This window comes from Butyrivibrio sp. CB08, assembly GCF_003625485.1.
In the GTDB taxonomy this organism is placed as follows: Bacteria; Bacillota; Clostridia; order Lachnospirales; family Lachnospiraceae; genus Butyrivibrio.
In genome coordinates, this window is sequence record NZ_RAIR01000001.1 from 782,343 (window position 1) to 796,093 (window position 13,751).

Annotated in this window: 13 protein-coding genes; all 13 read left to right on the top strand. The window is 41.7% G+C overall.

Annotation, left to right across the window (positions count from 1 at the left end):
- Nucleotides 1-15: 15 nt before the first annotated feature.
- The 13 genes from recG to D6855_RS03515 all read left to right on the top strand — a co-directional run bounded on the left by recG (nt 16) and on the right by D6855_RS03515 (nt 13,684).
- Nucleotides 16-2,085, top strand: a complete 2,070-nt coding sequence (recG, locus tag D6855_RS03455; RefSeq protein WP_120738037.1) for an ATP-dependent DNA helicase RecG — start codon at nt 16-18, stop codon at nt 2,083-2,085.
- 65 nt (nt 2,086-2,150) lie between these two features.
- Nucleotides 2,151-3,020 carry a DegV family protein gene (locus D6855_RS03460; protein ID WP_120738039.1) on the top strand — a complete coding sequence of 290 codons (870 nt, stop codon included), beginning with the start codon at nt 2,151-2,153 and terminating at the stop codon, nt 3,018-3,020.
- A gap of 42 nt (nt 3,021-3,062) precedes the next feature.
- Nucleotides 3,063-4,985, top strand: a complete 1,923-nt coding sequence (locus D6855_RS03465; protein WP_120738041.1) for a DNA gyrase/topoisomerase IV subunit B — start codon at nt 3,063-3,065, stop codon at nt 4,983-4,985.
- An 18-nt stretch (nt 4,986-5,003) separates the two neighbouring features.
- A complete protein-coding gene (locus tag D6855_RS03470; RefSeq protein ID WP_120738043.1) occupies nt 5,004-7,241 on the top strand; it encodes a DNA gyrase/topoisomerase IV subunit A in 2,238 nt (745 codons plus the stop codon).
- On the top strand, nt 7,238-7,795 hold the full coding sequence (gene rsmD / locus D6855_RS03475; RefSeq protein ID WP_120738045.1) for a 16S rRNA (guanine(966)-N(2))-methyltransferase RsmD: 558 nt from the start codon (nt 7,238-7,240) through the stop codon (nt 7,793-7,795). The genes D6855_RS03470 and rsmD overlap by 4 nt, the downstream gene beginning before the upstream one ends.
- Nucleotides 7,796-8,281 (top strand): pantetheine-phosphate adenylyltransferase, encoded by a 486-nt coding sequence (gene coaD, locus D6855_RS03480; RefSeq protein ID WP_120738047.1) that lies wholly within the window; start codon nt 7,796-7,798, stop codon nt 8,279-8,281.
- Nucleotides 8,282-8,300: 19 nt separating this feature from the next.
- Nucleotides 8,301-9,008: an ATPase gene (locus D6855_RS03485; RefSeq protein WP_243111780.1), complete on the top strand. Its 708-nt coding sequence runs from the start codon at nt 8,301-8,303 to the stop codon at nt 9,006-9,008.
- Between the two features lie 67 nt (nt 9,009-9,075).
- On the top strand, nt 9,076-10,155 hold the full coding sequence (locus tag D6855_RS03490; RefSeq protein ID WP_120738050.1) for an N-acetylmuramoyl-L-alanine amidase family protein: 1,080 nt from the start codon (nt 9,076-9,078) through the stop codon (nt 10,153-10,155).
- Between the two features lie 12 nt (nt 10,156-10,167).
- Nucleotides 10,168-10,896 carry a pseudouridine synthase gene (locus D6855_RS03495; RefSeq protein ID WP_120738052.1) on the top strand — a complete coding sequence of 243 codons (729 nt, stop codon included), beginning with the start codon at nt 10,168-10,170 and terminating at the stop codon, nt 10,894-10,896.
- A gap of 8 nt (nt 10,897-10,904) precedes the next feature.
- A complete protein-coding gene (locus D6855_RS03500) occupies nt 10,905-11,564 on the top strand; it encodes an HAD family hydrolase (RefSeq protein ID WP_120738054.1) in 660 nt (219 codons plus the stop codon).
- Nucleotides 11,561-12,163 carry a hypothetical protein gene (locus tag D6855_RS03505; RefSeq protein ID WP_120738056.1) on the top strand — a complete coding sequence of 201 codons (603 nt, stop codon included), beginning with the start codon at nt 11,561-11,563 and terminating at the stop codon, nt 12,161-12,163. Before D6855_RS03500 ends, D6855_RS03505 begins: the two co-directional genes overlap by 4 nt.
- 9 nt (nt 12,164-12,172) lie before the next feature.
- The gene (locus D6855_RS03510; protein WP_120738058.1) at nt 12,173-13,138 is read left to right on the top strand and encodes an RluA family pseudouridine synthase; all 966 of its coding nucleotides are present in this window, start codon (nt 12,173-12,175) and stop codon (nt 13,136-13,138) included.
- A gap of 6 nt (nt 13,139-13,144) precedes the next feature.
- On the top strand, nt 13,145-13,684 hold the full coding sequence (locus D6855_RS03515) for a Holliday junction resolvase RecU (RefSeq protein ID WP_120738060.1): 540 nt from the start codon (nt 13,145-13,147) through the stop codon (nt 13,682-13,684).
- The last annotated feature ends 67 nt before the right edge of the window (nt 13,685-13,751 follow it).

Here is a 13,751-nt window from a genome sequence, read left to right on the forward strand (position 1 = left end):
TTATGGGGGTTTGTTTTGGGGAAAAGAGAACTTGATGAAAGTGTAATAAATCTAAAGGGCATAGGAGAAAAGACAGGAAAACTCTTTAACAAGCTTGGTATATATACCTGTGGGGATCTTATACACTATTTTCCAAGGGGATATGATAAGTTTGATGCTCCTGTTCGTGCCTGCGACTTAAGAGAAAACATCATTCTCTCATCAAGGCTTACCATTATTGGAACAATCACCAAGAGACGTGTTCGTAATCTTTCGATAATTGCTTTTGAAGCTGCCGATGAAACAGGCAGAGTTAAAATGACATTCTTTAATGCTCCTTATCTTGCAAGTTCCCTTAAAAGTGGAACCACTTATATTTTCAGGGGAATGGTGAGAAAGAAGGGCAATTTCTTTTCCATGGATCATCCCAAAATGTACAAGGATGAGGAGTATGCACCTCTTATGGGCAGACTTCAGCCACGCTATCCGTTAACCAAGGGCCTTACCAACAATTCAGTCAAAAAAGCTGTAGAAAAGGCTTTTGTTAATATTGGAAGTCTTGAGGAATTCATCCCACAGGACATTTTAGACAGGCTTGATCTTATTGGGTATTTCGATGCTCTAAAGGGCATTCATTTTCCTGAAGGGGAGATACAGCTGGAGGATGCCAGAAGAAGGCTTGCCTACAATGAATTTCTGTTGTTTGTCATTAAGCTTAGGCTCCTTAAACAAAATTCTGATGAAGTTCAAAATACCTGTAAGATGATCGAGGTAGCTGATACAAAAAGGCTACTTGAGCAGCTTCCTTATGACCTTACCGGCGCTCAGATGAGAGCCTGGAACGATATTGTAAGTGACCTTTCAGGCCCATATGTTATGAACAGGCTTATTCAGGGCGATGTTGGATCAGGTAAGACAATCCTTGCGTTTTTAGCGCTTCTTATGACCGCTGCCAATGGATACCAGGGCGCCATGATGGCTCCCACAGAAGTTCTGGCAGCACAGCATTATGAGACCTTTAAAGGACTTATCAAAAAATATAATATTAAAAACTTCAATATAGCTCTTTTATCCGGATCTCTTCCTGCAGGAGCGAAAAGAGAAGTACAGAGGCAGATAAGTGAAGGCGAAGTTAACTGCATAATAGGTACAAATGCGCTTATTCAGGAAAAGGTATCCTACAAGAATCTTGCCCTTGTTGTTACAGATGAACAGCACAGATTCGGCGTGCGGCAAAGAGGAGCTCTTGCTGGAAAGGGCTTAAATACTCATGTCCTTGCAATGAGTGCAACGCCTATCCCAAGGACACTTGCAATTATCCTTTACGGAGATCTTCATATCTCAATTGTTGACGAGATGCCACAGGGAAGACTCCCAATAAAGAACTGCGTTGTTGGTCCCGGATACAGACCAACTGCCTATAAGTTTATTTCTGATCAGGTATCCAAGGGCCATCAGGTCTACGTTATCTGTCCAATGATCGAACAGGGCGAACTTGACGGAGTTGAGAATGTCATGGATTATTCTGAGGTACTGAGAACTACACTTCCTGAGAGCGTAAGTGTCGGCGTTCTTCATGGAAAGATGAAGCCTGAGAAGAAGGATGAGATCATGGAATCCTTTGGAAGGGGAGAGATCGACGTTTTGGTGTCAACTACAGTTATTGAAGTTGGAATCAATGTGCCAAATGCTACAGTTATGATGGTTGAAAACTCTGAGAGATTTGGTCTTTCTCAGCTTCACCAGCTGCGTGGACGAGTGGGAAGAGGCGGTGACCAGTCATATTGTATCTTTATCAATTCTTCTGACGATGAGGATGCTGCTAAACGCCTTGATATTATGAACAGATCCAATGATGGATTTGTCATTGCTGAGGAAGATCTAAAGCAAAGAGGTCCTGGCGATCTGTTTGGAGTAAGACAGAGCGGTGAGATGAACTTCAGAGTGGGTGATATCTACCATGACAGCAATCTGGTAAAAGAGTCTGCCATGGATGCGGACAGGATCCTTTCAGATGACCCTGAACTATCACAGCCACAACATGCTGTGCTTAAGGATTACTTAAATACAAAATCTGTAAATTTGGTTGACTTTACAACTCTATAAAAGTAAACTTAATCTATCATATTAGTGAAAATAGGAGGAATGTCGGCATTCGCCGGCTTATTGACATGTCTAAGATTGCGATAATTACAGACAGTAACAGCGGAATAACCCAGAAACAGGGCGAGGAACTTGGCATATTCGTAGTTCCAATGCCTTTTATGATAAATGGGGAAGACTACTTTGAAGATATCAATCTTACACAGGAACAGTTTTATCAAAAGCTTGCTGAGGATGCCCAGGTTTCAACCAGCCAGCCAACGCCCGATTCACTCATGACTCTTTGGGACAGTGTACTTAAGGATTATGAGCAGATCATCTACATTCCTATGAGTAGTGGCCTTTCAGGATCCTGCCAGAGCGCATACATGATCGCTCAGGAGGAGTACGAGGGAAAGGTTTTTGTTATAGACAATCAGAGAATTTCAGTTACCCAGAGACAGTCAGCCCTTGATGCCAAGGCTATGGCAGATGCAGGTCTTTCTGCTGAGGCAATAAGAGATAAGCTCATCGAGACCAAAATGGAATCAAGTATCTACATTATGCTGGATACTCTTCATTACCTTAAAAAGGGTGGCAGGATCACTCCTGCAGCAGCGGCTCTTGGTACACTCCTTAGGCTTAAACCTGTGCTGCAGATCCAGGGCGAGAAGCTTGATGCTTTTGCCAAGGCAAGGACAAGTGCCCAGGGCAAATCAATTATGATAAATGCCATCAAGGCAGATATCGAAAACAGATTTGGTGGTATGGAAGCCGGTGATTTCTGGATTGCAGGCGCTTATACCAACAATATTGAAGCAGGACTTGAGTGGAAAAAGGAAGTAGAAGCTGCTATACCTGGCTTTGATATGCATCTTGATCCACTTTCACTTTCAGTTGGATGCCACATTGGACCTGGGGCTCTTGCTGTAACAGTTACAAGAAAGGTCCATTTCTGATAAGTATCAGAGTATGAAAAAATGTTTTAAAGGGGTTATCTAATGTCAGTACAAGAAAACTATGATGCTTCCAGCATTACAGTCTTAGAGGGTCTTGAAGCGGTAAGAAAGCGCCCTGGAATGTATATTGGAAGTGTCACCACCAGAGGTCTTAATCACCTTGTTTACGAGATCGTGGACAATGCTGTGGATGAGCATCTGGCTGGTTTCTGTTCCAGAATCTATGTATGCCTTGAGGCCGACGGCAGTGCAACTGTCGAGGATAATGGACGAGGCATTCCTGTTGGTATGCACGCTAAGGGCATAACTGCCGAGCGTGTAGTTCTTACCATGCTCCATGCAGGCGGTAAATTTGATAATAATGCTTATAAGACCAGCGGAGGACTTCATGGTGTGGGTTCTTCGGTAGTTAATGCGCTCTCAAAGAGAATGAGTGTAAGAGTCAGAAAAGATGGCTTTATCTACGAGGATGCTTACGAGAGGGGTATTCCTACAGTCAAGCTTGATAAGGGGCTTCTTACTCCTGTTGGAACTACCAAAGAGACTGGTACAACAATAAATTTCCTTCCTGATGATGAGATCTTTGAAAAGACCAGATTCAGAGAGGATGACATCAAATCAAGACTTCATGAGACAGCTTATCTTAATCCCAAGCTTACGATCGTCTTCGAGGATAAGAGACCTGGTGTCGAGGAATACATTGAGTTCCGCGAACCAGACGGCATTACAGGCTTTATTAGAGACATGAATAAGTCAAAAGAAGCTGTATGCGACGTTATCTCTTTTAGCGGCGAGAGCGAAGGAATTGAAATAGAAGCTGCATTCCAGTATGTAAACGAATTCCATGAAGAAGTTCTGGGATTTTGTAATAACATCTATAATGCTGAGGGTGGTACTCACCTTACAGGCTTTAAGACGATGTTTACCAATGTTATCAATCAGTATGCAAGAGAGCTTGGCATCCTTAAGGATAAGGATGTGAACTTTACCGGTACTGATGTAAGAAATGGTATGACAGCGGTTATCTCAATCAAACACCCTGATCCAAGATTTGAGGGACAGACCAAGACCAAGCTTGATAACCAGGATGCTGCCAAGATCGTATCCAAGATAACAGGCGAAGAGGTAACAAGGTTCTTTGACAGAAACCTTGAGACATTGAAGGCGGTAATTGGCTGTGCTGAAAAGGCTGCCAAGATCCGTAAGACAGAGGAAAAAGCCAAGACCAATATGCTTACCAAGCAGAAGTATTCCTTTGATTCCAATGGTAAGCTTGCAAACTGCATAAGTAAGGATGCTTCAAAGTGCGAGATCTTTATCGTAGAGGGAGATTCTGCGGGCGGTAGTGCCAAGATGGCAAGAGACCGCAACTATCAGGCAATCCTTCCTATCAGAGGTAAGATCCTTAACGTTGAGAAGGCCAGCATAGATAAAGTCCTTGCAAACGCTGAGATCAAGACCATGATAAATGCCTTTGGATGCGGATTTTCAGAAGGCTATGGCAATGACTTTGATATAAATAAGCTTCGCTACGACAAGATCATTATCATGTCCGATGCGGACGTAGACGGTGAGCATATTGCAACACTGCTTTTGACACTGTTCTACAGATTCATGCCAGAGCTTATTTTCCAGGGACATGTTTATCTTGCTATGCCACCTCTTTACAAGGCACTTCCTGCCAAGGGAAAAGAGGAGTACCTCTATGATGATGTAGCTCTTTCCAGATACCGTAAGACTCACAAGGGCAACTTCACTCTTCAGAGATACAAGGGTCTTGGAGAAATGGATCCGGAGCAGCTTTGGGAGACAACACTTGACCCTGAGCGCAGACTACTTAAGCTTGTAGAGATTGAGGATGCCAAGATGGCTTCTCAGATGACAGAGCTCCTTATGGGAGTTGACGTTCCACCAAGAAAAGAATTTATTCATCAGCATGCCACAGACGCAGAGCTTGATATTTGATGATAGGAAACAGTTAATATGGATGATCGTATTATTAGAACCGAATATTCCGAGGTAATGCAGAAGTCCTTTATCGACTATGCCATGAGTGTTATCGTTGCAAGAGCGCTTCCTGATATCAGGGATGGACTTAAACCAGTTCAGCGAAGAACTCTCTATGATATGTATGACCTCGGGATCAGATATGACAGGCCTTACAGAAAGAGCGCCAGAATAGTTGGTGATACCATGGGTAAATATCATCCCCATGGCGACAGCTCAATCTATGATTGTCTTGTTGTAATGACTCAGGACTTCAAGAAGATGGTTCCTCTGGTTGATGGCCATGGTAACTTTGGAAATATCGAAGGCGATGGCGCAGCTGCCATGCGTTACACTGAGGCTAGACTTTCCAAGCTCACTCAGGAAAACTTTCTTGAGGACCTTGATAAGAATGTTGTAGATTTTGTACCTAACTTTGATGAGACTGAAAGAGAGCCATCCGTTCTTCCTGTTAAGATACCTAATTTCCTTGTAAACGGATCTGAAGGTATTGCGGTAGGTATGGCTACAAGCACACCTCCTCATAACCTTGCTGAGGTTATTGACGCGGAGATAGCTTATATTCAGGATGATACTCTTTCTACCAAGGATCTTATGAAATACATCAAAGGACCTGACTTCCCAACAGGTGGAGTAGTCATCAATAAAAATGAGCTTTTATCCATCTATGAGTCTGGTGTGGGTAAGATCAAGATAAGGGGCAAGGTAGAGGTTGAAAAGGGCAAAAACGGCCATACAAACCTTGTTATCACTGAGATCCCTTATACCATGATTGGTGCAGGTATTGGTAAGTTCATGGCAGATGTGGCTGAACTTGCTGAAAAGAAAATAACCAATGATGTTGTAGATATTTCCAACCAGTCATCCAAGGAAGGCATCAGAATTGTAATCGAGCTTAAAAAGGATGCTGATGTAGAGAACTTTACAAACCTTCTATACAAGAAGACCAAGCTAGAGGATACCTTTGGTGTCAATATGCTGGCTATTGATAATGGAAGGCCGGAAACTCTTTCTCTTAAAGAGATCATGAGGGCCTGCGCAGACTTCCAGTTTGAGATAACCACCAGGAAGTATCAGACTCTTTTAAAGAAAGAGCAGGATAAAAAAGAGATTCAGGAAGGTCTTATCAAGGCATGCAACGTAATTGACCTTGTTATTGAGATCCTCCGCGGCTCTAAAGACCGTCCGATGGCTAAAAACTGCCTGGTAAACGGTGTTACAGATGGAATCAACTTTAAGTCAAGAGAGTCCAAGGCAATGGCTGCACAGCTTCTTTTTACAGAAGCACAGGCAGATGCTATTCTTGATATGAGACTGTATAAACTCATTGGCCTTGAGCTTGACGCTCTTATCAAGGACCATGAGCAGACTGTAGCCAATATCTATAAGTATGAGGATATTTTGGAGAGCCATGAGTCAATGTCCATGGTTATCCAGAACGACCTTGTGAGGATCAAAAAAGAGTATCAGAAGGCCCGCAGGACTGAGATAGACAACAGAGAAGATGCTGTCTACGAAGAGAAGCCTGTAGAAGAGATAGATGTAGCGTTTATCATGGATAAATTTGGCTATGCCAAGACCATTGATGCTTCTACATATGAGAAAAATAAGGAAACAATACAGAACGAGTTCAGGTTCTCGTTTATCATGAAGAACACTGGTAAAGTATGCTTCTTTACCAATACCGGTAATCTTCATACAGTTAAGGCCATGGATCTTCCTCAGGCCAAGATGCGTGACAAGGGTGTTCCTATCGACAATGTCAGCAACTTTGATACTTCAAAAGAGACTATAGTTATGGCTGCAAGTCAGTCAGACCTTAACCTATACAGGATCCTGTTTACAACCAGGATGTCCATGATGAAGATCGTTGATGGTGGTGAGTTTGATGTTTCAAAGAGAACAGTAGCTGCAACGAAGCTCCTAGACGGGGATGAAGTTGTAAATGTAGAGATACTTCATACCCAGAAGACTCTTGTTCTTCAGACTAATGACGGATATTTCCTGAGGTTCCTTGTTGAAACAGTACCTGAAAAGAAGAAGGCTGCTGTGGGCGTAAGAGGTATGAGGCTCTCTACAAAGGACTATATCAGAGATGTTTACTATCTCTCTGACATGGAAGAAAAGAAGATAGAACATAACGGCAAAGAACTTAACCTTGGCCACCTTAAGATAACAAGCAGGGATACCAAGGGAACAAAGGTGAGATTATGAGAGTAATTGCAGGTTCTGCAAGAAGACTAAGACTGGTAACTCCAGATGGCAATGATACCAGGCCAACACAGGACAGGATAAAAGAGACTCTTTTTAACATGATCCAGAATCAGGTTCCGGGAACTGTATTTATCGATCTGTTCGCTGGAAGCGGTGGTATCGGCATCGAGGCTCTTTCAAGAGGAGCTACCAAAGTGATATTTATTGAGAATAATACCAATGCCTACAAGTGCATCATGCAAAACTTAAAGACCACTCATTTTGAAGATCAGGCTATGGTGCTTAAACAGGACGTGGTTCTTGGGCTTCGCAGCATCAAGGAAAAAGAGGCAGATATAATCTTTATCGATCCTCCTTATCACGGAGAGCTTTATGAGAGAACTCTGTCACAGCTTTCTGAGATGAGCTATGTTACTAAGAACACAATGATCATTGTTGAATCAGCTGAGGATATGGATTTTTCTTTTGCTGAAAACTATGGCTTTGAAGTAAGAAAAGAAAAAGAGTACAAGACCAACAAACATGTTTTTCTTTATCGAAAGGCAGGAGATTAAATGAAAACTGCGATTTATCCAGGTAGCTTTGATCCTGTAACCTTCGGACATCTGGACATCATAAAGCGCGCATCAAGGATGTTTGACGAGGTTATAGTGGCTGTAATGGTCAATTCAGCCAAAACTACGTTGTTTAGTCTTGATGAACGTGTTAAAATGTTACAGGAGTCTGTAAAAGGCTTATCTAATGTGAGAATAGAACATATCAGTGGCCTTCTTATTGATTATTGTAAGGCAGAAGACATCCATATTGTTATCAAGGGTCTTAGGGCTGTCACTGATTTTGAATATGAGCTTCAGATAGCTCAGGTCAACAAGGAACTTTCTCACAATGAGGTTGATACGCTTTTCCTTACAACGAGTCTTGAGTATTCATATCTCAGCAGCTCGGTTGTAAAAGAAATAGCACGCTACAATGGGGATGTATCACCTTGTGTGCCTGATTTTGTGGCGGATGAGCTTGATAAGAAATACGGATTTAAGTAAATTCAGGGGGAATTAATATATGACTAGCAGGATTGAACAGCTGATAGATGAGATTGAGACCTATATAGACAACTGTAAGCCTCAGCCTCTTTCTCAGACCAAGATCATAGTCAACAAAGAGGAGATCGATGAGCTTTTAAGAGAGCTCAGATCCAAGACACCAGAAGAGATCAAGAGATATCAGAAGATAATCAGCAATAAAGAGGCTATCCTCAATGACGCCCGCAAGAAAGCCCAGGAGCTTATTGATGAAGCCACTGTTCACACCAATGAACTTATAAACGAGCATGAGATCATGCAGCAGGCTTATGCGCAGGCCAACGAGGTTGTTTCTCAGGCTGCTATGCAGGCCAAGGGAATCCTTGATAATGCAATGCTCGAAGCCAATGAGATGAAGGCTGCTGCCGTACAGTACACTGACCAGCTTCTTGCAGATGTTGAGAGCATTATCGCTCAGTCAATTGATGTTACAAGCAAGCACAACGATGAGATCATCGAGTCAGTCAAGCAGCACAGCATCAATATCGTTAAGGATGTAGCCCAGAACAATGACAGTATTCTTTCTGCACTTACACAGTACAGTGAGATCATCAAGTCAAACAGAGCAGATCTTAAACAGCCTGTTAATACAACGGCTTCAGCTTCAGCAGATGCAGCTGCGCCTTCCAGTATTGGTGAGCAGTTAGATGCTCAGGAAGAGAACATCAATCTTGACATAATCAACTGATCTTTAGATTTACAGCTGCCGCTTTTTGCGACAGCTTTTATCTTTTTATGAACATCGGAGGTAAGTTATGAAAAAAGCATCAGATTTAGTTAAGAGAGTTTTGACCGGTTTTATTATGGCAGCTTTGTCGATAGCTCTTTTTACTGCTCCTGCATTTTCAATTAAATCTTATGCAGCACCAAAGAATGTTGTAGTTGTTATTGACCCGGGACACGGCGGAACAGGGGATAGAAACCTTGGAGCCCAGTACAATGGTCTTTCAGAAAAAGAGCTGACATTGCAGCTTGCAAACATTCTTAAGGCGGAACTTGAAAAGTACGAAGGAATTACTGTTTATCAGACAAGAACTACTGACGTTCTCATGTCCCTTGAAGACAGAGCAGTATTTGCCAAGAATGTGGGCGCGGATTTTGTGTTCAGCATCCATTTCAATGCCTCTGCAGAGCATATATTCTACGGATCTGAAGTATGGACATCAACCTTTGGCTCATTTTATCAGAAGGGTTATAACTTTGGGCAGATCGTCCTTGGAGAATGGGGAGGCCTTGGCCTTTACCAGAAGGGCGTTAAGACCAAGATCGGATCTTCAGGAAACGATTATTATGGCATTATCAGACAATGTGTTGCAAGAAACACACCTTGTGTAATCTTAGAGCACGCTTATCTTGACCAGGGCAATGATGTATCTCTTATTAAGACCAGCGACTTTATTAGTAAACTTGCCCAGGCTGATGCCACAGCGATTGCCAAGTATTACGGTCTTAAGTCATCAAAGACTGGAGCAGACTATTCCGGATATACCTATAAATCAGTAAAAAAGCCATCTGGCAAGCTCTATCAAGATGAATCAGGCCCCGATAAGTGCGAAGCAAAAGTTCTTACCTATGATACAAATAGCGGAAATGTACTTGTTGAGCTTACAGCTGTTGATAATCAGAGCCCTGTAATCTATTTTAGCTACAGCTATGATGGTGGTAAGACTTTCTGCCCTTTACAGATGTGGGACAGAACAAAGCCTACTCAGTCCTTCAATGTTAAAGTGCCTTCAGGAACTGTTAATCCAAATATTATTGTCAGGGCATACAACAACTATGAAAAAGGTTCTGAGAGTGCTCCAGTAGCGGTAAACGCAGCATTTAATTACTAATGGAGTAAATATTTGAGACTAGATAAATTCTTAGGGGAACAGGGAATTGGAACCCGCAAACAGATAAAAGAATATGTAAAAAATGGAAGATGCAAGGTAAACGGCGAAGTTGTACTTAAAAGCGATGTCCATATTGATGAAAATAAAGATGATATCTCTTTTGACGATGTGCCTCTAAGTTACAGCAGATTCCATTATTTCCTTTTGAATAAACCAGCTGGCGTAGTTTCTGCTACCACAGATGGCAGAAACACTACAGTTCTTGATCTTCTCGGAGATGATTATGTAAAAGGTCTAAGCCCCTGTGGAAGGCTTGATATTGATACAGAAGGCCTTCTTCTTATTACTGATGATGGAAACCTCATTCATAAGCTTTTATCACCCAAAAAGCATGTTGATAAGGTATATGAAGTACATTTGAGAGATTCTCTTTCGGATGCAGATATCACTAAGCTTGAAGAAGGTGTAAATATCGGCGATAAGAAGGATGATGGCTCCATAGATTACACTTTGCCTGCAAAAGTAGAGGTTAAGGATGTGGATAACGAAGGAAGACCTGTGATTTTCCTTACGATCCATGAAGGACGTTTTCATCAGGTCAAGCGAATGCTCGAGGCTGTTGGCAATGAGGTTTTGTTTTTAAGAAGGCTCTCCATGGGACCTTTAAAGCTGGATGAATCTCTTTTGCCAGGTGATTACAGGCCTCTGACCGATGAAGAGATAAGTATATTAACTAAGTAGGATTATGTATGTTTGATATAAATTTAGACGATTTTGAAGCGGTGATCTTTGATCTTGACGGATCACTGGTTGATTCCATGTGGATGTGGAAGGCAATAGATATAGAGTATCTTGGGGGCTTTGGCATAGAGGCTCCAAAAGACCTTCAAAAGGAGATTGGCGGAAGAAGCTTTGTTGAAACTGCCATCTACTTTAAAGAGAGATTTGGACTTGAGGATTCCATAGAGAAGATCGGTGATGACTGGAACCGAATGGCTTTTGATAAGTATACCCACGAGGTTCCTCTTAAGGACGGCGCAGATAAGTTCCTTACAATCTGCGAAGAAAAGGGAATTAAGCTTGGAATAGCATCCAGCAATTCCACAGAGCTTATTGAGCAGGTTCTTGCATCCCACGGCATCAGAGATAAATTTAAGAGCATCAAATCTGGCACTGAGGTTTTAAAGGGTAAGCCTGCTCCTGATATTTATCTTACTGTTGCAAAAGAGCTTGGGGCTGATCCTTCAAAGTGTCTCGTGTTTGAAGATCTTGTGGATGGTATCATAGCTGGCAAGAATGCAGGAATGACTGTGGTTGCTGTAAGTGATGACTACTCAAGACACAGCGATGATGAGAAAAAAGAATTATCAGATATGTATATAGAAGATTACTGGGGATTTGTTTCATGAAGAAGTGTTATAAAGGCGATTTTGGATATATAAAATACAGAAAACAGCTGGGAATCATTCGAACAGGAGCATTTTTACTTGTTGTTCTTGCACTGTTTGTGACAGGGCTTCTTCTATTTGATTCCAGCAAGAATTATCTAAGTATAATAGCGGCTCTTCTTTGCCTTCCAACAGGCTGGAGCGCAGTTAATCTTATTATGTTTTTAAGAGCAAAAGGGTGCAGCGAAAGCTCTTTTGCCAGAATTAAAGAGCATCAGGGAGGACTTCTTGTTCGTTTCGACCACGTCATCACCTCCTATGACAAGAACTTTAATGTAGCGGCTTCTACTGTACTTGATAAGAACATATGCTGTCTTGTAGAGGATGACTCTTTTGACTTATCAGACCTCGAAAAGCATATCAGGAAGATGATGGCTCAGAATGGGTACTCAAGCTATAGCATTAAAGCTTTTAGCAAGCTAGATGATTTTTGCACAAGACTTGATCAGCTTGAGAGGATCAGAAGCGAAAAGAGCATAGACCCTCAGGCAATAGAAGACTCATGGGTTCCTGGAACACAGGAAACAGCAGCATCAGTGCTTCTTTCTATTTCATTATAAGGTAGAGATATGAGAGAGATTCATATTGGACCAAACGAGGCTGACAAGAGACTGGATAGGTTTCTGACCTCCTATTTCAAGGAAGCTTCCGCAGGGTTCATATATAAAATGCTTAGAAAAAAGAATATTACACTTAATGGGAAAAAGGCTGATGGAACTGAGAAGCTAAAGAGCGAGGATGTTATCAAGGTCTTTTTTTCAGATGAGACCTTTGAAAAATTAAAAGGTGACAGTGGTGTCATTATTCCTTCTGGTCGAATTTTTAACCAGTTCGGTCAACTTCCTGTGATATATGAAGATGAAAATATTGTTCTGGTCAACAAACCCTTTGGTGTTTTATCCCAGAAGGCTGCAGCAACAGATATAAGTCTAAATGAATGGCTTATAGATTATCTGCTTGAAAAGGGCGAAGTGACAGGGCAGAGCCTTGAAACATACAGGCCATCAATTTGTAACAGGCTTGACCGCAATACCACAGGGCTTGTTATATGCGCCAAATCCCTTATTGGTGCCCGCAAGATGAACAGCCTGATAAGTGAAAGAGCTGTAGATAAGTTTTACAGAACTATTGTATCCGGAAGGCTTACAGACAGAGTTACTCTTAAGGGCTATCTAAGTAAGGATGAAAAGGCAAATAAGGTAGATATAAAAAAGACTGATCCAGGTAAAGGATATTCATATATTGAGACGGTTTATGAACCTGTAAGTTACCTCTCTGATAAAGACCTGACTGTGCTTGAGGTTAAGCTTGTTACAGGTAAGCCGCACCAGATCAGGGCTCATTTATCCAGCATTGGCCATCCAATAATAGGTGATGTTAAGTATGGCGGCAAGAAGGTATTTTCATTAAATCATCAACTTCTTCACAGCTACCGCATTGTATTTCCTAAAGACCTTGAAGCGCCTTTTGATAATATCGCTGGAAAAGAGTTTGTAGCTGAGCTTCCAAAAGAATTTAAGAAAATAACAGGTTAACGATCTATGCCAACATGGAAATCCAGGGGCCTTAGAGGTTCGACCCTAGAAGAACTCATAAACAGAACCAATGAGAGGTATGGTGAGCTTGGACTTGCGCTTATTCAAAAGATTCCGACTCCCATAACACCCATTAATATTGAAAAAGAAACAAGGCATATAACTCTTGCCTACTTTGATCAAAAGAGTACTGTCGATTACATAGGCGCAGTTCAGGGTATCCCTGTTTGTTTTGATGCCAAGGAATGTGCCCAGGAAACCTTTGCTCTTGAGAATATCCATCAGCATCAGGTTGATTTCATGGAGAATTTTGAAAAGCAGGACGGCGTTGCTTTTTTCCTTATCTATTTCACCGCATTAAATGAGTTTTATTACCTTCCATTTCGTGATCTTAAGGTATTTTGGGACAGAGCAGCGGATGGCGGCAGAAAGAGTTTTAGACACGATGAACTTGACGAGAGTTATGTAATAAAACCAAGTCACGACGCAGGTATATTCGTTCCTTATTTAGATACATTATCCATTGATCTTGAAAACAGAGAATAAAAAGATTGACAGGTAACTATCAATACTGTAAACTCTCTTTTATAGTAGCGAATTAGCATAGTAGCAC